Origin of the sequence: Kitasatospora sp. GAS204B, assembly GCF_029892155.1 — a bacterium.
Classification (GTDB): Bacteria; Actinomycetota; Actinomycetes; order Streptomycetales; family Streptomycetaceae; genus Kitasatospora.
Genome location: NZ_JARZAG010000004.1, coordinates 253532 through 278369, shown reverse-complemented (window position 1 = coordinate 278369; position 24838 = coordinate 253532). Strand labels below are relative to the sequence as shown.

22 protein-coding genes are annotated in these 24838 nt (G+C 72.1%); 12 read left to right on the top strand and 10 right to left on the bottom strand.

Annotated elements, in window-relative coordinates; all coding sequences use genetic code 11:
- Positions 1 to 10: 10 nt before the first annotated feature.
- On the top strand, positions 11 to 2008 hold the full coding sequence (locus tag P3T41_RS08145) for a phospholipase C, phosphocholine-specific (protein WP_280688921.1): 1998 nt from the start codon (positions 11 to 13) through the stop codon (positions 2006 to 2008).
- 160 nt (positions 2009 to 2168) lie between these two features.
- On the top strand, positions 2169 to 2768 hold the full coding sequence (locus P3T41_RS08140; RefSeq protein ID WP_280688920.1) for a hypothetical protein: 600 nt from the start codon (positions 2169 to 2171) through the stop codon (positions 2766 to 2768).
- Here the strand turns inward: P3T41_RS08140 and P3T41_RS08135 are convergent.
- On the bottom strand, positions 2726 to 3214 hold the full coding sequence (locus tag P3T41_RS08135; protein ID WP_280688919.1) for a SitI3 family protein: 489 nt from the start codon (positions 3212 to 3214) through the stop codon (positions 2726 to 2728). The two genes, P3T41_RS08140 and P3T41_RS08135, sit on opposite strands and share 43 nt — an antisense overlap.
- Positions 3215 to 3422: 208 nt before the next feature.
- On the opposite strand from P3T41_RS08135, the gene P3T41_RS08130 reads away from it, so the two are divergent.
- Positions 3423 to 3764: a DUF5713 family protein gene (locus P3T41_RS08130; protein WP_280688918.1), complete on the top strand. Its 342-nt coding sequence runs from the start codon at positions 3423 to 3425 to the stop codon at positions 3762 to 3764.
- A 161-nt stretch (positions 3765 to 3925) separates the two neighbouring features.
- Positions 3926 to 4981: a hypothetical protein gene (locus P3T41_RS08125; RefSeq protein ID WP_280688917.1), complete on the top strand. Its 1056-nt coding sequence runs from the start codon at positions 3926 to 3928 to the stop codon at positions 4979 to 4981.
- A gap of 766 nt (positions 4982 to 5747) precedes the next feature.
- Here the strand turns inward: P3T41_RS08125 and P3T41_RS08120 are convergent.
- On the bottom strand, positions 5748 to 6260 hold the full coding sequence (locus P3T41_RS08120; RefSeq protein WP_280688916.1) for a recombinase family protein: 513 nt from the start codon (positions 6258 to 6260) through the stop codon (positions 5748 to 5750).
- A 39-nt stretch (positions 6261 to 6299) separates the two neighbouring features.
- Positions 6300 to 7523 (bottom strand): saccharopine dehydrogenase C-terminal domain-containing protein, encoded by a 1224-nt coding sequence (locus P3T41_RS08115; protein WP_280688915.1) that lies wholly within the window; start codon positions 7521 to 7523, stop codon positions 6300 to 6302.
- A 114-nt stretch (positions 7524 to 7637) separates the two neighbouring features.
- Between P3T41_RS08115 and P3T41_RS08110 the strand changes: the two genes are divergently transcribed.
- Entirely contained in the window at positions 7638 to 8369 is a 732-nt protein-coding gene (locus P3T41_RS08110) for a TetR/AcrR family transcriptional regulator (RefSeq protein ID WP_280688914.1), read from the top strand.
- Between the two features lie 305 nt (positions 8370 to 8674).
- Here the strand turns inward: P3T41_RS08110 and P3T41_RS08105 are convergent, their stop codons facing one another.
- The 4 genes from P3T41_RS08105 to P3T41_RS08090 all read right to left on the bottom strand — a co-directional run bounded on the left by P3T41_RS08105 (position 8675) and on the right by P3T41_RS08090 (position 11728).
- Positions 8675 to 9370, bottom strand: a complete 696-nt coding sequence (locus tag P3T41_RS08105; RefSeq protein ID WP_280688913.1) for a phosphonatase-like hydrolase — start codon at positions 9368 to 9370, stop codon at positions 8675 to 8677.
- 174 nt (positions 9371 to 9544) lie between these two features.
- The gene (locus tag P3T41_RS08100; RefSeq protein ID WP_280688912.1) at positions 9545 to 10060 is read right to left on the bottom strand and encodes a pyridoxamine 5'-phosphate oxidase family protein; all 516 of its coding nucleotides are present in this window, start codon (positions 10058 to 10060) and stop codon (positions 9545 to 9547) included.
- A 322-nt stretch (positions 10061 to 10382) separates the two neighbouring features.
- Complete coding sequence (locus P3T41_RS08095; protein ID WP_280688911.1) at positions 10383 to 10997, bottom strand: phosphatase PAP2 family protein; 615 nt, start codon at positions 10995 to 10997, stop codon at positions 10383 to 10385.
- On the bottom strand, positions 10994 to 11728 hold the full coding sequence (locus P3T41_RS08090; RefSeq protein WP_280688910.1) for a DedA family protein: 735 nt from the start codon (positions 11726 to 11728) through the stop codon (positions 10994 to 10996). Before P3T41_RS08090 ends, P3T41_RS08095 begins: the two co-directional genes overlap by 4 nt.
- A gap of 95 nt (positions 11729 to 11823) precedes the next feature.
- Here P3T41_RS08090 and P3T41_RS08085 point away from each other — a divergent pair, with 95 nt between their 5' ends.
- The 3 genes from P3T41_RS08085 (at position 11824) to P3T41_RS08075 (ending at position 14771) form a co-directional block, all read left to right on the top strand.
- Positions 11824 to 12228 carry a BlaI/MecI/CopY family transcriptional regulator gene (locus P3T41_RS08085; RefSeq protein ID WP_280688908.1) on the top strand — a complete coding sequence of 135 codons (405 nt, stop codon included), beginning with the start codon at positions 11824 to 11826 and terminating at the stop codon, positions 12226 to 12228.
- A complete protein-coding gene (locus P3T41_RS08080) occupies positions 12225 to 13178 on the top strand; it encodes a M56 family metallopeptidase (protein WP_280688907.1) in 954 nt (317 codons plus the stop codon). Before P3T41_RS08085 ends, P3T41_RS08080 begins: the two co-directional genes overlap by 4 nt.
- Before the next feature lie 174 nt (positions 13179 to 13352).
- Positions 13353 to 14771 (top strand): GAF domain-containing protein, encoded by a 1419-nt coding sequence (locus P3T41_RS08075; RefSeq protein WP_280688906.1) that lies wholly within the window; start codon positions 13353 to 13355, stop codon positions 14769 to 14771.
- Between the two features lie 71 nt (positions 14772 to 14842).
- On the opposite strand, the gene P3T41_RS08070 is transcribed toward P3T41_RS08075, so the two are convergent.
- Positions 14843 to 15346, bottom strand: coding sequence for an SsgA family sporulation/cell division regulator (locus tag P3T41_RS08070; protein WP_280688905.1), 504 nt, complete (start codon positions 15344 to 15346; stop codon positions 14843 to 14845).
- A gap of 500 nt (positions 15347 to 15846) precedes the next feature.
- On the opposite strand from P3T41_RS08070, the gene P3T41_RS08065 reads away from it, so the two are divergent.
- Both P3T41_RS08065 and P3T41_RS08060 read left to right on the top strand, forming a co-directional pair.
- Positions 15847 to 17142 carry a hypothetical protein gene (locus P3T41_RS08065; RefSeq protein ID WP_280688904.1) on the top strand — a complete coding sequence of 432 codons (1296 nt, stop codon included), beginning with the start codon at positions 15847 to 15849 and terminating at the stop codon, positions 17140 to 17142.
- A 113-nt stretch (positions 17143 to 17255) separates the two neighbouring features.
- Positions 17256 to 18452: a TerD family protein gene (locus tag P3T41_RS08060; protein ID WP_280689052.1), complete on the top strand. Its 1197-nt coding sequence runs from the start codon at positions 17256 to 17258 to the stop codon at positions 18450 to 18452.
- A 74-nt stretch (positions 18453 to 18526) separates the two neighbouring features.
- On the opposite strand, the gene P3T41_RS08055 is transcribed toward P3T41_RS08060, so the two are convergent.
- Together P3T41_RS08055 and P3T41_RS08050 are read right to left on the bottom strand one after the other, a co-directional pair.
- Positions 18527 to 18982 carry an SUKH-3 domain-containing protein gene (locus tag P3T41_RS08055; protein ID WP_280688903.1) on the bottom strand — a complete coding sequence of 152 codons (456 nt, stop codon included), beginning with the start codon at positions 18980 to 18982 and terminating at the stop codon, positions 18527 to 18529.
- On the bottom strand, positions 18979 to 22947 hold the full coding sequence (locus P3T41_RS08050; protein ID WP_280688902.1) for a DUF6531 domain-containing protein: 3969 nt from the start codon (positions 22945 to 22947) through the stop codon (positions 18979 to 18981). Before P3T41_RS08050 ends, P3T41_RS08055 begins: the two co-directional genes overlap by 4 nt.
- Positions 22948 to 23244: 297 nt before the next feature.
- Between P3T41_RS08050 and P3T41_RS08045 the strand changes: the two genes are divergently transcribed.
- Both P3T41_RS08045 and P3T41_RS08040 read left to right on the top strand, forming a co-directional pair.
- Positions 23245 to 23562 carry a hypothetical protein gene (locus P3T41_RS08045; RefSeq protein ID WP_280688901.1) on the top strand — a complete coding sequence of 106 codons (318 nt, stop codon included), beginning with the start codon at positions 23245 to 23247 and terminating at the stop codon, positions 23560 to 23562.
- A gap of 5 nt (positions 23563 to 23567) precedes the next feature.
- Positions 23568 to 24836: an amidase domain-containing protein gene (locus P3T41_RS08040; protein WP_280688900.1), complete on the top strand. Its 1269-nt coding sequence runs from the start codon at positions 23568 to 23570 to the stop codon at positions 24834 to 24836.
- Positions 24837 to 24838 lie beyond the last annotated feature (2 nt).

Here is a 24838-nt window from a genome sequence, read left to right as displayed (position 1 = left end):
GCCCACCGCCATGACCGAGTTGAACCGCCGCGTCGTCCTCGGCGCCGCCGCCGCGACGGCTGCCGCCACCGTGGTCGGCCTCCCCCAGGCCGCCCAGGCCGCTCAGGCCGCCGACGCCACCCAGCGCACGCAGGGCCGGACCCGACACTCCGGTGACGTCACCGACGTCAAGCACGTGGTGATCCTGATGCAGGAGAACCGCAGCTTCGACCACTACTTCGGCACCCTGAACGGCGTCCGCGGCTTCGCCGACAAGCAGGCGCTGACCTTCCCGAACGGCGACTCCGTCTTCCGCCAGCCGGACGCCGGCCGCAGCGACGGCGGGGCCATGCTGCCCTACCGGATGGACACCACCAAGTACAACGCCCAGAACGCGGCCGGCCTCGCCCACGACTGGGCGACCAGCCACCAGGCGATCAACGACGGCGCGATGAACAAGTGGGTGGCCGCCAAGGGCGAGCGCACCATGGGCTACTTCACCCGCGAGGACATCCCCTACCAGTACGCGCTGGCCGACGCGTTCACCCTCTGCGACGCCTACTTCTGCTCGCTGGCCGGACCGACCGACCCCAACCGCCTCTACCTGTGGACCGGCACCTCGGGCCCGGGCAAGGACGGCACCACCGGGCCGTGGATCGACAACACCCCGGTCACCCAGAACCCGGTCGCCGACTGGACCACCTACGCCGAGCGCCTGGAGGCCGCCAAGGTCAGCTGGCGGGTCTACCACAACCCGAGCGAGGACGACCGCACCGGCGACTACGACGACAACGCGCTGTCGTACTTCAAGCAGTTCCACAACTTCCCGACCACTGACCCGCGTTACATCAACGCGATGACCAAGTTCGACCCCACCGCCTTCGACGCGGACTGCAAGGCCGGCACGCTGCCCACCGTCTCCTGGCTGGTCGCGCCGTACCTGTTCTGCGAACACCCCAACGCCAGCCCGGACTACGGCGCGCACTGGGTCGACATGGCGCTGCAGTCGCTGATGTCCAACCCGGACGTCTGGGAGCACACCGTCTTCCTGGTGATGTACGACGAGAACGACGGGTACTTCGACCACCAGGTGCCGCCCACCCCGGAGGCGGGCACGCCCGAGGAGTTCACCCAGGGCCGGGCGATCGGCCTGGGCAACCGGGTGCCGCTCTGGGCGGCCTCGCCCTGGTCGCGCGGCGGCTGGGTCAACTCGCAGGTCTTCGACCACACTTCGGTGCTGCGCTTCCTGGAGGTGGTGACCGGGGTCCAGGAGCCGAACATCTCGCAGTGGCGCCGGACCGTCTGCGGCGACCTCACCAGCTGCTTCGACTTCAAGAAGCCGGACTTCTCGATCCCGAAGCTCCCCGACACCACCGCACTGATGGCCAAGGCGGACGCGAACTCCTCGCTGCCCCCGGTCGCGCTGCCCGCACCCGGCACCCAGTCGATGCCGGCCCCGGAGCGCGGCGACCGCCCGCACCGCACCCTGCCCTACCGGCCCTGGGCGGACATCGACGTGGACCGCGAGAGCGGCAAGGTCACCTGCACGATGACCAACTTCGGCTCGGTCGGCTACTGCTTCACCGTCTACCCGAACATCGAACTCCCCTTCGCCGGCACCCCGTTCACCGTTGCTCCCGGTGCCAGCAAGAGCTACGTCTGGGACGCCTCGACCACCGACGGCCGCTACGACTTCACGATCCACGGCGCGGACGGCTTCGTCACCCGCTTCGCCGGCACGGTGACCCGCCTGGAGCAGGAGGACGTGGCGGTCCCGATCGTCAGCGCCGACCTGCGCGACCCGCACTCGATCCGCTTCGAGGTGGCCAACGACGGCGCCGGCCAGGTGAGTTTCACCGCCACCGGCAACGACTTCGCGGGCACCCCGCAGACCGTCTGGGTGGAAGCCGGACGCACTGCGAAGATCGACTGGCCGCTGGACCCCCAGGGCCGCTACGACGTCACGGTCACCGCCGGGACCGGCACCCGCTTCGCCCAGCGGTACGCGGGGTGGGCGCACCCGAGCTGACGGTCAGTCAGTTGAGTGCACGGCGCGGCGCCTCCGGTCGATGACCGGGGGCGCCGCGCGGTACTCGGGCCCGCCAGTGGAACGCTCCTCGGACCTGGTGGCGTGAACCCACAGGTCGTATGCGATGCTCCGAGCGTCACCACGACAGCGAGGAGAGGACATGCTGGTCACGCTGACTGGAGGAGCTGGGGCGGGAAAGACCACGCTGGCCACCGCGCTGGCGGCTACGACGCCCCGGGGCCCAGTGCGGGTACTCCACGGTGACGACTACTACTTCCGCGCTCCCGAGCAGGGGGTGTGGGCACCCGATGAAACCGGAGTGCCGCGGTTGGACGTTGGCGACCCCCGGTCGCTGGACCTTGCGCGTCTCGCCCACGACACCGACGCCGCGCTGGCCGGCTCGCCCGTCGTCATCGTGGACGGCCTGTTCGCCCGCCATGTCAACCCACTTGCAGCATGCGCGCGGTTCGACGTCTTCGTCGACCTGCCCGCCGACCTGCGCCTGGTCCGGAAGATCCAGCGCAAGTGCCTGCGGGACGGCTTTCCCCTCGATGTCCTCCTGCTCAACTACCTCAACCACCGCCGGGCCGCGCACGAGCGGCACGTCGAACCCCTGCGTGGCGACTGCGACCTGGTCGTCGACGGAAATCGTCCCGTCGACGACCTCGCTCAGCACGTCTGGTCGGCGATCGCGGCCAACGAGCCGATCCACAACTCTCAGTCCTCAGGAAAGACGAACTCGTGGGTCTGCCGACCATAGGGAAGAGAGACGCCCGACAGGCGAAGCGCTGGCCAGAGGTCAGAGCGCTCGTTCAGGCTCAACTGGCCGTCCTGGCGGACCAGCCAGACATCCTCGTAGTCGAAGTGCAGCACCGCGTCGCCAGGCACCTGGGACAGCAGTCCGCTCGCGAGCCGGACCATGTCGTCCTGCTGCCCGGAGATGTCGCCCGCCTTGTCGAGGCGGAAGACAACCGAAACCGTCGGGGTGAAGACACGGCCGCCGATCAGCGGGTCGCCCCACGGGACCGGCTTCGTCGTCACCACCCTGATCCAGGTGCCGTAGACCGCGAGCGTGCCGTTGAGCAACGCTTCGGCGGTCACGGAGGCATCGATCAGTCGCAGTGACTGGGCGACCTCATCAAGTTTCTGCGCGACCTCGATCACGGGAACCGGGGTCACCAGGTCGAGACTGTAGGAAATAGCCATGCCGGCCGTCTTTCTCATCCACAGGTACTGACAATTACTCCTTCGGCTGACGCGCCAGTTGGCCCAGCCACGGGACTCCCATCGTCCCAGCGGTGATCACCGGTTGGACCGGCACCCGGGTGGCGCAGCTCGCCCTCGAGCCGGTCCACTGTCAGTGCCGTGCTCCAGGATCGGGACATCGGATCTTCGGTAGGGAGGCGGGATCGCCATGTCGGTCACGAACCAGCAGGTGGCAGGGTATCCGTTTCTGAAGGGGCTGTTCGAGGACGACTACTTCCCCGACCAGGTCGTCACCAAGGGGAAGGAGATCCTGCTGAGGCTGTGCGCACGGATCGAGGCCGAACAGCCGTCGGACCTGGCAGCGCTCTACGCGCTGACCGAAGTGGCCACGGAGGAGTTCAACGCGCTGGAGGCGGAATTCGAGGCAGTGGGAAGCGAGATCGAGACCTTCGCGCGCGAGGAGATCTGCGAGGACTTCGGGTTCGTGGCGTCGGCGTACGGGTTCGAGGACGCCGACGTCGAGGCACTGGTGGCCGCGCGGGACTGGTGAACGCGCGGCCCTGGTTCTCGACAGCGGCACCGGCGCACACGTGGTCGCGTCCGCCTCGGCCTCGACCAGAAAAGCTGACCCGTGGTTCGACCGCCCCCGCTAGGCTCCGCGGCATGGGCGGAATAGACGTGGTCAACGGGGTCGCCGGCGCCGTGATCGGGATGCTGTTCGCGGTGCTGTTCCAACAGCCGCTGCAGGACACGTGGTTCAAGGTGCGCAGACGCTGGCTCACTGCGGTTCGAAGCCTTCGGCTCCGGCAGGAGCACAGCCCGTCGTGGACGACCTTCTCTCTGGGCCCACTCCGCACGTCGGCGCTGATCGTCGAGGGCGACGGCGAAACACCCATCCCTGCCGAGGGCGTGCACATCCAGGTACTCGACGGCGAGACCAGGCTTCCGGCGGAGATCACGCATTGGTGGGGCGAGATCGAGGCCGAAAGCGCTCGGCTCCGAGCGGAAGGACGAACGCCGGTCTGGAACGGTCTCCGCTACGCGGTCGAGTCGTTCGACATCTCCCGGACGCCCGTCGACGAGCAACCGGAAGTCCGCCTGCGGCTGCGGCCCACGGACTACTACACCTTCCTTGCCGCCCAGCAACTCGACCGCCGGCTGCCCGACGGAACCACTCTCCGCTCCCGCTACCTCGACCCCGACCAGCCGCTTGAGGCACCAGCGTTCCTGCAGTGCAGCTTGGGCGTCAACATCGCCGTGGTGACCGCCGACGACCTGCTGGTCGTCAGCCAGCGCAGCGACCGGGTCCGGATGGCACCGGGCGCCTGGAACTCCTCCGTCAACGAGGGCATGTCCCGGCACATCGATTCATCCGGCAGGAACGCACCGGGCCTCCATGCGGTTGCTCGGCGCGGCATGCGGGAGGAGCTGTCCCTGGAGCCACACGAGTATTCCCTCGAGCTCCTGGCCTTCGTGCTGGACGTGGAGAAGCGCCATTGGAGCGCCCACTTCTACGCGCGCCTGGACGAGTTGACCCGCGAGGGGCTCCAGGCCCGGCTGAGCCGAGGGGTCGCCGACAGGTGGGAGCACCAGACCATCGAGTACGTGCCGTTCCGCGCGGCAACAGTGGCCAAGTACCTGCTGCACACGGACCGCATCCACCGCTGGGCTCCGCTGGCCCCGGCGCTGTTCCACCTCGCACTGGTCCACGTCTACGGGCGAGCGACGGTGGAACGGGCTGAGGCGCAGGTCATTCGACGCCGGTAGCACGTGACATCGCCGGGGACCTCCTTAAACTGACCGTGCCATCACGACGAGGCTGGGGGCGTTCGTGTCGGATGCAGCGCTGAACGATGGCGGTACCGGTCGGGGGCATCGGCATGACCGGTGAGTCGACGGCGCCTGGCTCGGCACCTGCGGACCGCCGGATGTCGTTCAACGCCGCAGCGAGCACCTACCAGCGAGGCCGGCCACCGTACCCGGCTGCGGTGTTCGACCTGCTGGCCGGCCGCTGCGGGCTGCGACCGGGCACGCGGGTTCTCGAGATCGGCGCCGGCACCGGTCTGGCGACCGGGCCGCTGCTGGCCGCCGGCGCACACGTGGTCGCAGTCGAACCGGGCGAGAACCTGGCCGCGATCCTCGTCGCCACACCACGAAGTGATCGACCTCGAGACCCCGCCGACCGGACAGAATCGGCGAGCGGGGCCTGGTGGTTGACCGGTACTCAGACGTCGCCGAACGCTCCGCCCGCGACGCTCTGGGCGAAGGCTGCCCAGGCAGACGACCTGCCGCACGAAGCACCACGGCTACGCGAGCCGCTACGCACACACCGACGACCTGCGGGCGTACGTCGCAGCCGGTCATCCGCTTCGATGCCTGCGCATCCGCCTCGATCCCGGCGACGGCTACCTGGCGCCCACCGAATACCTGCCGCACGACGGTTCCACCGAGGGCCAGGCGGAGTCCACCGCGGCCTTCTGGCTGGGCCGTTGGGAGCGTGGCACGTTCGGGCCGTTTGCCTGCGCCTAGCACCTCAGAGGAGTCGGGGCCGCAGGACACCGACCTGGATCTGCGCGGAAGTCACGTGGGTGGCTGCGCCCGGCTGGTCCCGGCGGCCGGGCGTCGGCCCGTGAGCCCGTCTGGCAGCCCGTGCGGCCGCGGCGTGCTCCGACTTGTAGATCCGTTCCAGGTGTGCCAACCGGGTCAGGAGTGCGACGGCCATGTCCGTGCCTGGCCCCGGAGTGCTGGTGTCCAGGGAGAGGTCGCGATCGAGCGTGCGCAGGAAGATCCCACGCTCGGTGAAGTAGCGGACGAGACTCAACGTCTCGCGCAGGCCGCAGCCGAGCCGGTCCAACGTCACCACGGTGATCCGATCGCCCGGCCGCGCGAAGGCGATCAGCGTCGTGAGGCCCTCGCGATGAGCGATGGGGCTGGTCTTGTCGTCCACGTAGATGAACTCCTCGGCGACCGCGGCGGCGCGGACCGCGGCCAACTGCGCCGTGAGGTCCTCCACGGCTGTGCCGGCCCTGCAATATGCCAAGTCCATGCAGCTTCCCTGACTCACAACTCCCATGGCCCGCCGGTGCTACTGCTCGCGCAGACCCCACGGCGAGTCGTACGCGGTCAGCAGATCGAGGAACGGCTTCGGCGGGAACGCCTCCGGCCCCAGCACGCCCTGGCCGGACCAGGCGCCGGTGGCGAGCAGTTCCAGTGCGACGACCGGGTTGATCGCCGTCTGCCAGACGACCGCCTGTGAGCCGTACTCGCGCATCGACCACTGGTTGTCGACCACGTGGTAGAGGTAGACCTCGCGCGGCTGCCCGTCCTTGACGCCCTTCACCCAGGTGCCGGCGCAGGTCTTGCCGCGCATCCGCTCGCCCAGGGTCGCCGGGTCCGGCAGGGCAGCCGCGACGACGTCACGCGGGGAGACCTGGACCGGGCCATTCGCCGAAGGGACGGTCAGCGGTTCGGTCCGGTCCAGGCCGAGCGCGTGCAGGGTCTTCAGCTTGGCGATGAAGTCGTCGCCCAGCCCGTACTTGAAGGTCACCCGCTTGGCGTCCACCCAGCGGGGCACCAGCAGCACCTCCTCATGCTCGACGTTGACGCACTCCACCGGGCCGATGCCGTCGGGGAAGTCGAAGACCTCCGGCTCGCTGAACGGCGGCGTGGTGAACCAGCCCCGGTTCGCCTCGTAGACGACCGGCGGGTTCAGGCACTCTTCGATCGTGGTCCAGATGCTGAAGGAGGGGGCGAAGTCGTAGCCCTCGACGGTCAGGTTCGCACCGTCGCGGATGCCGATCTCCTCGATCTCGTCGAACAGCTCGTCGGCGGCGTAGCGGGCGAAGACGTCCGACAGGCCCGGTTCGACGCCCATGCCGACCAGCGCCAGCAGGCCCGCCTTCTCGTACGCCTCGGCACGGGCGAACTGGTCGTCGCCCAGCTTGACCCCGCAGAGCTCGTGCGGACGCTCCGGGTGCGGGTGGGAGAGGGACATCGCCATGTCGAGGTAGTGCGCGCCGGCCGCCAAGGCAGCCTCGAAGAGCGGCAGCACGAAGCGCGGGTCCGTCGCGTTGAGCAGCACCTCGCAGCGCTCGGAGCGCAGCAGTGCCTCGACGGCGGCCTGGTCCGTCGCGTCCAGGCGGGCGGCGCTGAAGCGCTGCGCCTGCTCGTCGCCGAGTGCGGCGACGGCCGCCTCGGCGCGGGCGACGTCGTAGTCGGCAACGACCAGGTGGGACAGGAAGGGCCGACGGGCGGCGATCCGGGTGATCGCGGTACCGACGCCTCCGGCGCCGACCAGCAGGACACGCATGGGGGACTCCTCTGAGGGATGGGCGTGCGTTCTTTCAGGGCGGTTGAGCGGCCGCGTGCCGATCAAACGCCGGGGCCGCCACACACGTCAATGGCGTTGGCATAAGCTCGCGGCATGGCGAAAGCGGTGGTCCAGGACGAGCAGCGGCGTCGGCGACGGCCGACCAAGCAGGGCACGGTGCTCTCGCACGAGCTCATCGTGGAGAGCGCGCTGCGCATGTTGCGCGAGCACGGCGCGCAGGGGCTGACCGCGCGGCGTCTCGGCCTCGCCCTCGGCGCGGACCCGAGCACTGTCTACCGGTACTTCCGCGGCATGGACGAGCTCTCGCGCGCCATCGCGGACGAGTTGATGCACCGCGCGATGACCGGCTGGGCCCCGACCGGTGACTGGCGGGCCGACCTTCGCGCCCTCGGCCTGCGCGTGCACGCCTCCTACCTCGCCCACCCGCAAGCGGCCGTCCTGGCCGCAAGCCGCGTCAGCGGCCGTGCCCACGAGATCGCGGCGGACGAGGCCGTTCTGGGGCTGTTGCGCGGTGCGGGCTTCCCGGACCGGGCGGCGGTCCGGATCTACCACGTCTTCATCGACCAGAGCCTGGCCTTCGCGGCGCTCGACGCCGCCGCTCTCGCCCTTCCGGCGGCCGCCCGCCGCACGGACGAGGCCGTCTGGCAGGCGACCTACGCGCGGCTCCCGGAACAGACGCACCCTCATATCGCTGCCACGGCAGACCTGCTGGCCGAACGGATGAACGAGAGCGCGTACCCGGCCGCCCTGGACCTGCTGCTGGCCTCGGCCGCGTCGGAGCTGGGTGAGGGTGACGGGCAGGACGAGGAGGGCCGGCCGGCCTGACTCCCGGGCGGATCCCAACAGGGCGGATCAGCGAATCAGTACGATCTTCGCGGTGAGGTGGTCCCGCAGGTCGGCCCGGGCCAACTCGGCGGTGAGGACCGGAAGCCCGAGGCAGTCAGCGGTGCACGCGGTTCAGGATGCTATTGGTCGTCTCGATGATGATGGCGCCGACCCCCGGGACGCGCTGCCCGACGGTGGTGTCTGCCTCGACAGGCTGCGCAGGCGTAGGAGCCATAGCGCAACGGTAGACCTGAGTGCCCCGTGGTTGGCAGAACGGCAGCTCTGCCAACCACGCGGCAGTGCCCTCAGCGGCCGGCCAGCAGCGCCGGCAGCTCGGCGATCGAGCCCAGCACGTGGGTCGCCCCGTCCGCCGTCAGCCGCTCCGCGCCGTGCGCGCCGGTCAGCACGCCCGCGACCACGGACGCGCCCGCGCGGGTGCCGGTGAGCATGTCGTAGCCGGTGTCGCCGACCACCGCGATCTGGCGGACCGAGTCGGTCTCGGTGCGCAGCAGGGCGGTGAGGGCCAGGTCGGGGTAGGGGCGGCCGCGGCCGGCGTCGGCGGGGCAGAGGGTCAGGTCGGCGATGTCCTGCCAGCCGAGCGCGGCCAGGATCTGGTCCTGGGTGGCCCGGGAGAAGCCGGTGGTGAGGACCACCGTGCGGCCCTGGGCCCGCAGTTCGGCGATCGCCTCGGCGGCACCGGGCAGGGCGGCGCAGTGCCCGGCGTCGACCAGGTCGTGGTAGGCGCGCTCGAAGGCGGCGTTGGCCCGCTGGGCCTTCTCCTCGTCGCCGAACAGGTGGCGGAAGACGGAGATCTTGGACTCGCCCATGGTGGCCCGGACGTGCGCGAGCATCTCCTGGTGCTGCTCGCTGCCGGCCACCACGCCCAGCTCGCCGGCAGCGGCCTGGAAGGCCTGCTCGACCAGGCCGTCGTCGGCCACCGTGGTGCCGGCCATGTCGAGCACGACCAGGGTGATCTTGTCGGTGGGGTTCTCGATGCTCATCGGGGGGTGTCCTTACCGGTTGCGCTATTGGCCCTGCATGGTGGCTACCAGGCTGCGTGATCCAGGTGGCCGCCAGGTGTCCGATCAGCGACGCGCGGGCCAATAGTCGTCAAGTTGTACAGACAACCAGCCAGTAGTTGTCTGTACAACCCATCAACCAAGGACAGGCAAAAACTAGTCCCGCACCACGCGCGCCCGCAGGTAGTTGCGCCGCCCGAAGTGCGGCTCGTCCACCGCGGTCAGCTCCGCCACCTCGAACCGGTAGAGCGCGGCCGCCCCGCCCCCGTTCAGGTACTGCTCGCGCACCTGCGGATCCTGGGCGAAGGTCGGATAGCGCCCCTGATAGGCCGTCAGCGCCGCCTGCGCGTGCTGCCCCCAGGCCTCCCCCGCCCGACCCGTCAGCTGCAGCCCGCGCAGCTGCTCGCCGAAGACCGGCGGCGGCAGGAAGACGGTGGCGGCGGCCCTGGCCTGCTCCGACAGGTGCAGGCTGTGCCGGGTCGAGCGCTCGCTGACGAAGTAGAGCACCAGCTCCGCGTCGAACGCGTAGAAGGCGAGGTTGGCGTGCGGCCCGTGGTCCGGGCCCGCGGTGGCGAGGGTGAGCACCATGGATTCGGCCAGCAGGCCTTCCACGCCCTTGCGCAGTTCTTCGGCGGGCCAGTCGCCCTGGATGTTGTCGAGCCGGTACGGCATGCGCGTCCCTTCGACCGACCGTAGTGGCCCCGCCCGCGGCGCACGGCGCGTGGCGCAGCGCAGATGGCGCACGGTGCGGGGACCGGGCCGGCCAGGTGGGCGTCGGCCCGGGATCTCATGCTGCCCCCGCCGGACACGGGCGCACAAGGGGCTGACGATCACCAGGTCAAAGGCCAGGGGGTGGCGCCAGCGGTGGCGAAGATCCACCCGGCCCGCGGCCGCGGGCCGTCAACCAGGACACCGCCGCTCCCACCCGAAAGCCCGAAGCCGGGCCCCGCCCGGGACCCGGCTTCATGCGGTACAGCTCACGACGGGACAGATCTCAGCCGCTGCCGAGCGCCGGGCCCAGCGCCCCACCGCGCAGGCGGTCCACCAGCGGCGCCGCCCGGCCCGCCAGCACCGCCAGCGGCAGCGCGACCAGGATGCCGACCAGCGAGCCCACCACCACGTCGTGCGGGTAGTGCACGCCGATCCAGACCCGCGAGGCCGCCATCAGCACGGCCGCGACCAGCGCGATCGCGCCCAGCCTGCGGTAGGCGAAGAAGAGCGCCACGGCCGCCGCGAAGGCGATCACCGAGTGGTTGCTCGGGAACGACCAGTCCCCGACCCCGGGGCAGGTCTCCACGGTCACCGTGCTCGGCAGCTGCTGGCAGGGCCGCACCTCGTGCACCAGGCTCTTGAGGATCGAGTTGACCACGTAGACGGCGACCACGATCAGCGGCGAGGCGAGCACTCGGGCCATCACCACCGAGTCCGCCCGGCGGGCCTGCCACCAGCCCCAGATCATGAAGACGGCGAAGAGGCCGAGGCCGAGGTCGGACCAGGTCCTGATCACCTGGTCGAGCCAGTGCGGGGCGCCGGCCGCCCACCCGGTGATGGTGGTGTAGAGGCCACCGTCGATGCCGCTGCCGTCATAGGCGAGGAGCGCGGTCGTCATCGGGCCGCACCCCCGTCCTGCTGGTCGGAGCCGGACTGGCGCGCCTCGCGGCGGGCGCGGAGCAATTCGAGAGCAATGGGGATCACGGAGACAACTACTACCAGACCAATAATGGGCAACAAGTAATTGTCGATGTTGGGAACGGACGATCCGAGCGCGTACCCGGCCAGCACCACGCCGACCGCCCACACCGTGCCGCCGACCACCTGCCACAGCGTGAAGGTCCGGACCGGCACCTCCAGCACGCCCGCCAGCGGGTTGAGCACGGTGCGCACCACGGGGATGAACCGGGCCAGCACGATCGCCTTGCCGTAGCCGTACTTGGACAGCAGCTCCTCGGCCCGCTCGACGCCGTTGGTCAGCGACTTGCGCTTGTTGCGGGCCAGCAGCGCCCGTCCGCCCCGGGCCCCGATCAGGTAGCCGACCTGGGCACCGATCAGCGCGCCGGCGACCGCGGCCAGGATCACCTGCCAGAGCACCAGGTGCGGCCCGCTGTGCGTACCGGAGACGCAGAGCAGCCCGGCGGTGAAGAGCAGCGAGTCGCCGGGCAGGAAGAAGCCGACCAGCAGACCGGTCTCGGCGAAGAGCACCACGGCGATGCCGAGCGCGCCGAACGCGGCCAGCAGCGACGAGGCGTCCAGCACGTTGACCGCGAGGGCATGACCCGCGAGGGCATGACCGGCGAGCGCCGTCAGGGAGGAGGCGAAGGGCACGATGGGCGGACCTCTCATACTGGTGGAGGCGGTCCTGCGGAACGCGCCTCGACCGTCTACAGTGACGTAGACGGTCTACACGACTGTAGACGACGACTGGAGGTCACGTCGACATGACCGAAGTGCCCGTCGCGCGCCGCCCCTCGGGTGAGCTCGAAGCCCAGGTGCTCGCCGCCCTCTGGGCCGCCGACCAGCCGCTGACCCCGCAGGACGTGCAGTCGGCCCTCGGCGGCGAGCTGGCCCGCACCACGATCGCCACGATCCTGGCCCGGCTGCACGACAAGGGCACCGTCGAGCGCCACCGGGCCGGGCGCGCCTACGCCTACACCCCGACCGTGCGGGACCCGGCCGGCCTCGCCGCCCGCCGGATGCGCACCGAACTCGAGCGCGAGCTGGACCGCTCCACCGTGCTGGCACGTTTCGTCTCCGACCTCTCCGACGACGACGAACGGCTGCTGCGCGAGCTGCTCGGCGAGGGCCCGCAGGCGTCCGCCGAGGAAGCGGGGGGCGCGCGATGATCCTCCTGGTCTGGGTCCCGTTCCTGATCCCCTTCCTCGCCGCCCCGGCCGCCCGCCGGCTGGCCGACGCGCTGCCGCCGCGCCCGGCTTCCTGGGTGCTCGGCGCCACCGGGGTGGTGCTGGCCGGCGCCAGCGCCGCCTCGCTCGGCCTGCTCGCCGCGGCCGGACTGCTGCGCATCCCGGCCGTCGCCGCGCTCGCCCACATCTCGCTGCCCTGGCTCGACGAGGCCTCGCCCACCGCGATGGTGCTGGCCACCCTGGCGGCCACCGCCCTGGTGGTGGCCGGCGTCCTCACCCTGCACACCGCCCACCAGCAGTACAGCGACCTGCGCCGGGCCCGCGCCGCCCTCGGCCCGTGCACCGAGGCCGCCGGCGACGACGGCCACCCGCTCGCGGTGCTGGACGACGACCGCGCCGACGCCTACGCGCTGCCGGGGCGGCCCGGCCGGATCGTGGTCACCGCGGGCATGCTGCGCGCGCTGCCCGCGCCCGAGCGGGCCGCGCTGCTCGCCCACGAGCGTGCCCACCTGACCGCCCGCCACCACCTCTTCCTGGCCGCCGCCGAGTACGCCGCCGTGCTCCACCCGGCGCTCCGCCGGCTGCGCGCGCCGCTCGGCTTCCATCTGGAGCGCTGGGCCGACGAGTGCGCCGCCAGGGAGGTCGGCGACCGCGCCGTGACCGCGCGCGCGGTCGGGCGTGCCGCGCTGGCGGCCGCCCGCACCCCGCACCCGGCGCGCCCCCTGCTGGCGCCGGCCGCCACGGCCGGCCCGGTGCCGCGCCGGGTGGCCGCCCTGCTCAGCCCGCACCCGCGCACCGGCAGGCGCCGCCGGGTGGCCGCCGCGCTGGCCCTGGCCGCCTGCCTGACCGTCAGCACCGCCGCCACCGCCGCTGCCACCCGCGACCTGCACCACACCGTGGAGAGCGCGCAGCTGGCGGCCGGCGGGCGCTGAGAGGGGCCGGCGCTCTCCGCTGCCACCTCGCGCTACCACCTCGCGTCAACCCGCGCCGCTCGTGCGTGGATCCCCCGACCGCGCGAGCTGCGGCACCCGTACGCTGTGGGCGGCAGGGCTTGCCGGGCCCTGCGCCGGTCGAGCGGGGCCGGCGATGCGGCGAGGGGAGCCACCATGCGGGAGACCGCGCACCCGGGACACCCGGGCCGGAACGACGAGGCCGCCGTCCGGTCCACGGCCAAGACCGCCAGGAGCCACGAGCAGGTGGTCACCGGTGAGATCCCCCGCCAGGCACCACGCCCGGAGATCGGCGACTCCTGGGAGCGGCTGCGCCGCCTCGGGCTGGACCCGGAGCGCGGCCGGGAGCCGGAGCACCTCGGCACCGCCGAGATCGAGCACCGCCGCCGGGCCAGCGGCCTGGACGTCGTGATGCCCACCCTGCGCGACACCCTGCTCGACCCGGTCGCCGACCTGCCGCTGATCCTGGCCGTCGCCGACTCGCACGGCACGGTGCTCTGGCACGAGGGCCCGCGCCAGCTGCGCCGCAGCGCCGACCTGATCGGTTTCATGACAGGTGGCCGCTGGGGCGAGGAGGCGGTGGGCACCAACGGCATCGGCACGGTCGCGCGCACCGGACGCCCGCTGCGGGTGCACTCCAGCGAGCACTACGTGCGCAACCAGCACGCCTGGACCTGCGTCGGCGCCCCGGTCCGCGACCCGCGCACCGGCCGGGTGGCCGGCGTGGTCGACCTCAGCGGCCCGGCCCGCGGGGTGCACCCGCAGCTGCTGGCACTCGCCGTCACCGCCGCCCGCCTGGCCGAGACCGAACTGCGCGCCGCCCAGCTGGAGTCGCTGCACCGGCTGCGCACCGTCGCCGCGCCCGTGCTGGCCCAGGCCTCGGGCCCGGCGCTGGTGGTCGACCGGGACGGCTGGACTGCCGCCACCGCCGGCCTGCCGCCGATCAGCCGGCTGCGGTTGCCCGCCGACGGCTGGGGCTCGGCCTCGGTGCACTGGCTGCCCTCGCTCGGCGAGTGCGCGGTCGAGCCGCTCGCCGACGGCTGGCTGGTCCGCCCGCTCACCGGCTCACCGCAGGCCGTCTCCGAACAGGCCGCGGGGGCCCGGCTGGTGCTCGACCTGAGCCGCACCGACCGGCCCGAGGTCTCGGTACGCGGCGGCGCCGGCAGCTGGTCGCACGCGCTCAGCCCGCGGCACGCCGAGCTGCTCCTGCTGCTGGCGGCCCATCAGAGCGGCCAGACGGCGGCCGAGCTGGCCCTGGGCCTGTTCGGCGACCCGTCCCGCGCGGTCACCGTCCGGGCCGAACTCTCCCGCCTGCGCCGCTACCTGGGCGGCCTGCTGGAGCACCGCCCGTACCGGTTCGCCGAGACCGTCCAGACGGAGGTGATCCGCCCGGCCGACCCCTCCCAGCTGCTGCCGGCCTCCTCGGCCCCCGGCATCCGCCGCCTGCGGGCGCTGCTCGACGACGGCGCGATCCTGCTGGCGGGCTGCCGCATCGCGGAGGCCGCCGAGGCTGCCGAGCAGTCGGCGGGGCCGCTGGACAGACAGGTGCCCAGCCCCAGAAGAACCGACGGCTGAACACCTGAACGTCTGAACGCCCGGACTCCTGACGGGCCTTCAGGCGGCAGCACGCACCGCTGTCGCAACTCTCAGCTGTCGCCGAACAGGAACGCCGTCAACTGCTCGTCGGTCGGCGCGCAGTCCGGCTCGGCGCCGTCCGGCACCTCGGCGTAGGTGCGGTCCAGCCACTCCCGCACCCGCGGCGCGGAGGCCTCCAACAGCGCGCTGCCGTACGGCGACTCCAGGGCCAGGTGCAGGGTCGCGCCGTGGCAGGGGCAGTGTGCGGGCCACAGGCGCACGTCACCCTGGCCGGTCAGGCCGTGCAGGCCCTCGCGCAACAGTTCGCGGGAGAAGACCCAGTCGACCTCGTCGGGTCGGCCCAGGTGGAAGGTGACCAGGACCTCGTAGGGGCGCTCGGGCTGGTAACGGAACCTGGTGGGCACGGTGCCCACCCGGTCCCGGCCCAGCGCGATCCGCAGGGTCAGGACGTCCTCGACCGGCAGGGCCGGCCGGCCGGGTGACTGCGGCCGGGCTCCCTGCGTGGCACGGTACGGAACTCCGCCGGGGGCGGGAGACAGGTGATCGCGCGGCATGGCTGCTACTCCGGGGCGAGACGGGACCGGGCCAGCCTGCTCCGCCGCCGCCGGGGCCGCAAAGGTTGCAGAGGGTTGCAACGGGCGACGGACTCCCGGGCGTTCACCGGCGGCGTCACCGGGCGTCAGCGCACCGTCCCCGCTCCCCCGTCGCCCGCCCGCTGCCGCCCCGTCGCTCCCGCGTTCGGTCCGGTCTACCAGACGGTACGTCAACTTTCGCCGTCCGACAGCCAGTCCACGTTCAGTCCGCATTCGGTCCAGGTCGTCGACCGGCAACCGTCGTACCCACTGCGCACGTTCCCGCCCGGTCACGCAGCGCCGCCACGCTGGTACTCTCGTCACTCTGTCGACACGGGTGGTGCCACGGGGGTAACGGTTCGCCACGGGCAACCGGTTCGCACCCGGATCGCAGCGGGACCGCGTGTCACGGCTGGGACGGGGCATTCGAGCGGGGCATTGGCAGCCGACCGGGGAGGTCGGCTGGGGAGGAGAGGAGTCCGGTGGCTCACCGGGAAGGCACCCCCGCGGCGGCGCAGCGGCCGCTTGCGCAAGGTCGGCACAGCCGGCCCAAGCCGCTCGGCGGACAGTTCCGGCTGCCCGCGATCAGGGTCTCCGGCGCGGCGATGGCGATGTCCACCGTGGTCGGCATCAGCATCGCGACCACCTGGCTGATCAGCTCCCAGCAGCGGATCGGCTACGGCGTGCGGATGACCACCGTCGGCGCCACGCCCACGGATCCCGGGACCACGGCCCCCGGCACGCCGCCGGGCGGCGGCTCCGCCGGGCCCACCGCGCCCGCGCCGGTGGCGGGCGGGACGATCACCGGTGGACCGGCCAGCACCGCGCCGGTCGCCAGGACCTCGAGCGGGCCCACGGCGGGCAGCCGGGTGTCCGGCGGCCCCGCGCCAGTCGCCGGTGGGCCCGCGCGCCCGGCGTACTCGCCCCCGGCCACGCCCGCCCAGCCGGACCCCCGCCTCTCGGGTGCCCCCGTCAGCCCCGCACCCGCCGCGCCCGGTCCCTTCGACCCGCTCTCGGCGCCATCGCCGACCTCGTCGTCACCGGCCGGCGCACCGGCCACCGCCGGCACCTCCGGGACCCCCGGGACCGACGCCGGGACGCCGACCGCCCACCCCACCACGGGAGTCGGCCGGGTGCCCGACACGGCGACCCCCACGCCCGCCCCCAGCGGCGCGAGCGACCAGCCGGCGGCCCCGGTCATCGTCCCGCCCGCCCGCACGCCCGACACGGCCACCCCGACGCCCGGCCCCACCCCGCTGACGCCCACCTCCCCGGCGCCGCCGCTGATCCCGGCGCCCCGCCCCTCGCCGGACCCGATCGGCGGTGACGGCGCCACCACCCCCGCCCCGGACGCCCCGATCCTCACCGGCCAGGGCGACATCGGCGCCCCCGCCGGACTCGGCCGCCGGCACACGGTGACGCTCACCGTCACCGAGCCGCTGGCCGCCGTCGAGGTCGAGCTGCGGCTGGACGCCGACGCCACCGCCGGCGCGATGGCCTGGAGCACCCTGCCCGGCGCCCAGGTGACGCTCCATCAGCGCGGCGCCATGGTCGTCTACCGCTTCGCCCCGGCGGCCGGCGAGGACCTGGCGCCGGGCACCTACACCTTCACCGTGCAGGACGCCCGGTCCGCCGGGCCGGACACCGCACCGGCCGCCGGCAGTTGGACGGCCTCCGGCTTCGCGCTGCGCAGCCCGCAGGCGGTGGCCGCGCTCGGCACCTTCACCGCCGCCACGGTCCCCACCACCACTGCCACCGCCGCGATGCCCACGAGGTAGCCGCCGGACTCCTGACTCCACCCTGACCTGCCCTTGGCTAGGCTGGCCTCGCACCGCACGCCGGTTCGCACCCCCGTGCCCGCCCAGCCGAGGAGGCTCACGTGACCACGCCCCTGACCCAGGGTGCCAACGCGCCGCTGTCCGCTGTCCGGGTCAGCGTGGAAGTGAGCTGCCGTCAGCGGGTGGACGTCTCCGGCATCCTGCTCACCAAGGCCGGCAAGGTTCGCTCCGATGCCGACCTGGTCTTCTTCAACGCCCCGCGCGGCCCGGGCGTCGTCCACCGCCCGGCGAGCGGCGCCGCCCCGGACGCGATCACGGTGGACACCTGGGCGGTGCCGGCCGACGTCGCGACCGTGGTGATCGTCGCCAGCCTGGACGAGCAACGGACGCCCCCGGGCACCGGCTTCGCGGGCGCCGAGCCCACCGCCACCGTCCGGGACGCCGACAGCGGCCGGGTCCTGCACACCTTCACCCCGCCCCGGTTGACCCGCGAGACCGCCCTGGTGGTGGTCGAGATCTACCGGCGCGGCGCGGAGTGGAAGGTACGCGCGGTCGGCCAGGGCTACGCCGACGGACTGGCCGGGATCGCCACCGACTTCGGCGTCTCGATCGACGAACCGGGCCAGGGCGCGCTGCCGCCGATGCCCGACTACGCGCCCACCGCCGTCCCGCCCTCCCCCACCAGCGTCCCCCCGAGGCCCAGCGCCCCGCCGGCCGCCGCGCCGGCCACGCCCCGGGTCACCCTCGACAAGGGCCGGGTCTCGCTGGTCAAGGGCGGCTCGGTCTCGCTGGTCAAGAACGGCCGCCCGCTGCTCACTTCGGTCCGGATGGCGCTCGGCTGGGAGCCCGCCAAGCGCGGCCGCAACATCGACCTGGACGCCTCCTGCATCGCCTTCGACGCGCAGCGCGAACGCCTGGAGACCGTCTGGTTCATGAAGCTCAACGTCTTCAACGGCGCCATCCAGCACACCGGCGACAACCTGACCGGCGCGGGCGAGGGCGACGACGAGGCCATCGACGTCCACCTGGAGGGCCTCCCCGCGGAGGTCTGCGGCCTGGTCTTCGTGGTCAACTCCTTCTCCGGCCAACGCTTCACCGAGGTCAAGGACGCCTACTGCCGGCTGCTCGACCTGACCACCGGCGACGAGCTGGTCCGCTTCGACCTGACCAACGCCGAGCCCCACACGGGCGTGGTGATGTGCAAGCTGGTCCGCCAGTTCTCGGGCGAGTGGGTGATGACGGCGCTGGGCGAGTACGTGGACGCGAAGACGGCCCGCGGCATGGTCAAGCCCTCGGCCGCGCTGCTCTGACGGGTCGTCAGAGCGAGGAGCACGGCCCCGACCGCCAGGCGGTCGGGGCCGTGCTCGTCACAACACGCCGTCGGCTACTCCGCGATCTCGTCCGCCTTGATGCCGAGGATCAGCCGCTCCAGCGCCTCCGGCACGACCCCGAACGAGGCGAGCCAGTTCGTGACCAGGTACACCTCGCCCGACTCCGAGATCCCGAGGAAGAACTGCCCCTGGTCCAGCACGCCGATCGGGAAGAGGGCCTGTCCGATGTCCTCGCCCCACTCGGTGAACCGGTCGTCCTCCCCGTCGGCCAGCATCGGGTCGAACTCGAAGGGCTCACGGGCGACCGAGATGCCCCGACCACGGATGTCCACCTTGAGACCGCCGAACTCGGCCAGGAAGCGCTCGGCCGCCTCGTGCATGCGGAACCCGGTGCTCTCCAGATCACGACGCCAGGCCGTGGTGTCGACCTGCCGTCCCGGCTGCCAGCCCGCGGCCCGGAGCACCCGCTCGACCTCGTCCGAGAACCTCTGCATGTCGTTGTCGTTCACGACGTGCCACCCGTCAATCCGTCGTCAGTGATGAAGTTGAGACCGTAGTGGTTCGAGAGGACCCTACAGCTGTCGCACGGGCCGATCTCCTTGCCGTGAGTCTCCGCCTTCTTGGTGACGAGCATGGCGGCCGCCGCCGCTCCCTGCGGATTGTGCCCATTGTTCAAGGCCTCGGACAGGAGCCGGGGGATCCCGCACTTCCCGTGGCCGTTGCCGCGGTCGTCCGCCTCGATGTTGTCCAGCATCTGCTGGACGCTGGGATGCAGCGTCGGGACGTCCTTGCCGCTGGTGGCCGTCGTGATCGTCCCGTCGGGCAGCTTGAGCCCCTCCGCCACACCTGGACGCTGCTTGTTCGACAGTGTCGCGGCCTGGTCCGCCCTCCCCTTCACCGAGTCGAGGAGATCCTGGTGCGGGTGGGGTGACAGCCCCAGCGGGTCGGACCAGGTGTGGGGGTTGTGGACGTAGGTGTCCGGGTTCGGCGCGGGGAGCAGGCCCAGCGGGTCGGGGCTGGTGTAGCGGGCGGTCTCGGGGTCGTAGAAGCGGCCGACGTTGTAGTGGAGGCGGGTCTCCGGGTCGAAGTACTGGCCGGGGAAGCGCAGCGGCGTGTAGGTGGTGCTGCCGGTGGGCCAGGTCGTCTGGCCCCAGAGCGTGCTGGTGGCGCGCCAGGCGATGGTGTCGGTGGCGGCGTCCACCAGCTCGGTCGGGGTGCCGACCAGGTCGGTGACGATGGCGAAGAACCGACGGTCGATCAGATCCTGGGCACTCTCGGCGGGATCGGCGCCGGCCGGTGTGGTGATGGTCTCCGTCTGGGCGAGCGGGTGCAGGTCCTGGTAGTCCCAGCTCAGCGTGTGCGGGCCGGGCAGGTAGGGCGCGTGCGTGGTCTGCTCGGCCAGCGTGAAGCCGTCCCAGACGAAGTCCGTCTGCTCCTCGACGGTGACACCGTCAACTCCCAGGCGCTGCTTGGAGACCCGTCGCCCGAAGGGGTCGTAGCGGTAGCGCCAGCGGGTGCCGTCGGGGGTGGTGACCTCGGTGAGGTGGTCCTCGGCGTCCCAGGTGTAGAGCCAGGTGTCCGGCTTCTTCGACAGCCGGGCCTTCTGCCGCAGCGTGACGCGGCCGGCCGCGTCGTACTCGTAGCGGACCCGGCCCGCGGTGGTGAGCTGGGTGCCTTCGTAAGTACGGGCGCCGAGGGCGGCCTTGGTGGCACCGGTGGCCGGCCAGTCGGCGTTCGTCAGGTTGCCCGCCTGGTCGTAGGCGTAGCTCTCGGTCCAGCCCTCCGCCCGGACCCCGGTGACCCGGCCCGACTCGTCGAGGTCGAAGCTGCGCCGACCCGCCAACTGGTCGTCGACCGAGGTCAGCAGACCGGCGCCGCCGTAGGTGTAGTCGCGCTGCTGGAGCACGGCGGGCCCGGCCTGCCCGGCCGTCCGCAGGGTCCGGCTGGTGAGCCGGTGCACGGCGTCCCAGACGCTGTCCACCGTCAGGTGCCCGTCATAGACGCGCTGCAGCTCCCGACCCGCCTGGTCGTAGCTGAATTCGAGGTTCCCGCCGGGGGTGGCCAGGGCGGTGGCCCGGCCGGCCGCGTCGTACGTCCAGCTGCTGGTGTGCCCGCCCGGGGTGGTGCGCCGCACCCGGCGTCCCTGGGTGTCCAGCGTGTGGGTCAGGGTGCGTCCGTTGGTGGACTCGGCGAGCAGGTTGCCCAGCGCGTCGACGGTGCGGACCACGTCGGCGTCCGGGTTGGTGGCCCGGACCAGGTAGCCGGCGCGGTCGTAGCCGTAGGTGGTGACGCGCCCTGCGGCGTCCTTCGCGGTGACCCGGCCCGGCAGGTCGTAGGTGAAACGGGTCTGCTGGCCCAGCGGATCGGTGCGGCAGACCAGTTGGCCGGCCGCGTCGCGCTGGTAGCCGGTGCGGCGCCCGTGGAAGTCCTGCTCCGCGACGAGCCGTCCGGCCGCGTCGTAGGTGTAGTGCCAGGTCTGGCCGAGCGGGTTGGTGACCGCCACCAGCTGCATGTTCGCGTCGTAGGTGTGGGCGTAGCGGGCGCCGTCGGGGCCGGTGGCGGCGGTCAGCGTCTCGAAGTGCGTGTACTCGAAGGTGCTGAGCCGGCCGAGCCCGTCGGTGTGGGTCAGCACGTTGCCTTCGCCGTCGTGGGTCCACGACTCCGTGCTGCCGTCCATCCCGGTGCGCGAGGCCAGTTGCCCCTCGACCGTCCAGGTCAGCCGGGCGGTGCTGCCGGCCTGGTTGGTGGCCTGCACGACGCGACCGAACGCGTCGTGCTCCAGGCGCACGGTGGCACCGGTCGACTCGACGACCTCCACCGGCAGCCCGGCGGTGTTGAAGCGCACCCGGGTCGTGTTGCCCTGGGCGTCGGTGACCGAGCTGGGGTGGCCGAGCTCGTCGTATCCGTAGCTGGTGACCGCGCCGGTCGGACTGGTCAGCGTGGTGCGGCGGCCGGCCTCGTCATAGGTGTGCCGCCAGGTGGCGCCGCCGGGGTAGGTGACCGTCTCCGGCAGGCTCAGCCGCCCGGCGTACGTCGCGGTGATCCGCTCCCCGTCCGGTCGGGTGACGGAGATCAGGTCGCCGGCGCCGTCGTACTCCCACCGGGTGGTGCGGCCCAGCGGGTCGGTCTCGGCCAGCAGGCGGTCGTAGTCGTCGCGTTCGTAGCGGGTGGTGTTCCCGAGCGGGTCGGTCTGCGCGACGATCTGGGCGTGCTCGTTGACCTGGTAGGCGTTGGTGTGGCCGAGCGCGTTGGTCTCGGTGTGGACCTTGATGCCGGTGACCGGGTCGGGCTCGCCGTAGCCGAAGCTGAACCGCAGGGTGCCGTCGGCGCCGCCCTCGTCGGTGACGCGGTCGTGCTGGTCGTAGGTGTAGCGGTAGTGGCTGTCGTTGCGGTCGGTCCAGGACAGGATCCGGCCGCTCGGGTCGTTGGCGAAGCGCATCGCCTTGCCGGAGGAGTTGTAGACGCCGCTCAGGTGCCCGTCGGTGTAGCCGTAGCGCAACAGCAGCTCGGCGCGCCCGCCCGAGACGGCGTCCGCCAGGCGCAGCGCGGTGATCCGGCCGTGGTCGACCGTGACCAGCAGCTGGTAGCCGCCGGAGTGGGTGATCGACAGCGGGGTGCCGCTGTCGTCGTAGGCGAGGTCGTAGTGGCGGCCGAAGCGGTCCCGGACCCGGGTCAGCAGCGCCTCGTGCCCGCCCGGCACCGTGCTGAACTCCCGTACCACGCCCGTCGACGGGTCGCTCAGCGTGTAGTCGCCGCTCGCCTCGTCGATCGCCAGGTCCCAGCGCGGACCGGCACTGGCGTGGACCGGATCGTCGCCGGGCGCGGGGTGCGGGTAGGCCTGGGAGAACAGGTCGGGGCTGAGGTAGACCACGCCGTCGGCGTCGATCTCCAGCCGCTCGTCGAAGGTGCAGACCCAGCGGCGGCCCATCCACCGACCGGCCCCGTAGCCCGACTCGAAGTTGCGGGTGAAGAGCAGCGGCAGCGAGCCGGGCAGCGAGGCGTCCGTCTGCTTGATGAACATCCGCCCTGTCGCCATGTCGACAGGCTCACCACCGGGGCAGATCGAGTCGTCCCGGCGACCCGACGTCCGCGGGTCCTTGACCTGGTCGCGACCGCCGCCGTCACCGCCGGACTTGCCCGACCCGCCGCCTCCGGACCCCTCGCCACCGGGCTGGTGCGGGTCCTTGGGGCCGTTCTCGTCGCCGCTGCCGCCCTTGCCCGACCCGCCGGGCCCCTTCCCCCCGCCGCCGGGCGTGTGCGGGTCCTTGGGCTCGTCCTTCTTCCCCGAGGAGAGGAGCTTCTTGAGCTCGCCCTCGTGCTTGGTGTCCGCGTCGACGGTGTTCTTGGTGACCTTCTTCAGGTTCTCACCGGTCGAGTGGTACAGGTCCTTGACGGCCTTGCCGCCGTCCTCGGTCAGGGCCTTGCCGACCTTCTGCGCGCCCGACTCCAGCGCCTTGACAATCGGGTTGCTCACGCGAAGTCCACCCCCGCCCTCGCCGATATGACTGCAACTGCCATGTGGCAACCCTCCCGCCGTCAGCGCAACCTGTCGGGCGGCTGACTCTCGCTTGCTGATCGGTTCAGTATGAGAGACGCCAACCGGCCGCGAACGGTTGGGCTCCCGGTACCGGCGGCACCGCGCTGACCAGGGCCGCAGAGCTGACCAGCCCTCAGAATCCGCCCTGGCCCCGCGCTAGACTCAAGATCACCACCGGCCGCGCGCCGCGCATCACTGGTGGCGGGGAAGCAACACACGGGGAAGCAGAACGACGTGAACGACATCCAGATCCATCCCGGCGGCGTCCGCACCACCGCCGCCGCCGTGAACACCATCGCCGACCAGAGCTCGCCGGCGGCCGGCCACTGGCTGGACGACAGCCTGACGGTGGCCCAGGCCCAGCCCGCCTGGCAGTCCTCGGCCGCCCTGGTGACCTGCACCGACAACTGGCAGGCCCACCTGAACGGCATCGTGAGCCAGTTGCAGACCTACTCGGCCCAGCTCAGCCAGTCGGCCGACTCCTACGACGCCGCCGACGCCGAGGCCCAGCGCCGCTTCGCGCAGTCCCTGACCGACCTGAACGCGGGCTGATCGCCATGGTGACCCTGACCGACCTGCAGCACGCCGACCCCACCCAGTGGAAGGCCGCCGCCGACGGCTGGCTGCGCGCCTCGCAGGAGGCCACCAACGCCTCCAACGACCTGCACGCCCAGGGCGTCGGCCCGCTCGGCGACCACTGGAAGGACGCGGTCGGTCAGACGGCCGGCCAGAAGCTCTCCGACCAGGCCGACGCGCTGGAGGCCGCCTCCGACATCATGCGCGGGGTCGCCATGGTGCTGGACGGCCTGACCCACAGCATCGAGTACGCCAAGAGCACGCTGGCCAACGCGCTGAACCTCGCGCAGCAGTACAACCTGCCGGTCGACCTCGACCAGGGCCGCAGCATCCCCGCCGGCAACCCGAACGAGCCGACGAACGCCAGCCAGGTCGGCGAGGTCGACGCCCTGCTCCAGGAGGCGCTGCGCGAGGCCACCCAGGCCGACCAGCAGGTCGCCGCCGAGCTCACCAAGCTGGGCAACGACACCTGCGTCACCGACCTGAACCAGGCCCTCGACGACATCCAGGGCGAAGCCTCCAACGTCGAACTCGCCGCCTACCAGGGCGACATCCCCAGCGGCGACAACCCGCAACTGGTCACCGACTGGTGGAACGGCCTCACCCCCCTCCAGCAGCACCAGTTCATGCTCTCCGAGCCGGTCGCCATCGCCGGCCTGCCCGGCATCCCCGACTCCGTCAAGGCCGACCTGCACGGCACCGACGGCAAGTACGACCGGGTGGCGGTCGTGCAGTACGCCCAGCAACACTGGAACGACGGCAGCGGCGACGTGAGCGGCGAGGACAACTGCACCAACTTCACCTCCAACGCGCTGCACCAGGCCGGGATGCAGTACAAGGGCTGGAACACGCTCGACGACAGCGGCTGGAACCAGAGCACCGCCGGCGAGAACGGCTGGGACCTCGGCGGCCTGCTGGCCGGCCCCGAGCACACCCACAGCTGGGGCGGCGCACAGAACCTGCACGACTTCCTGACCGGCAACGGCGGTTCCCAGGTCCCGCAGGACCAGGTGAAGCCCGGCGACATCATGTTCTTCCAGCAGGGCAACGACCAGGACCCGAGCCTCCAGCAGGGCAACATCCACCACACCGCCATCGTCACCGCCGTGACCCCCGACGGCGACGTCCGCTACACCCAGCACTCCGACCCCCGGCTCAACGTCAGCCTCTCGGGCCGCAACGAGCACGAGACGCGGGCTGAGGGGCAGCAGAACGTGCTCTTCGTGCGGCCGCAACCGAACTGGTACTGACG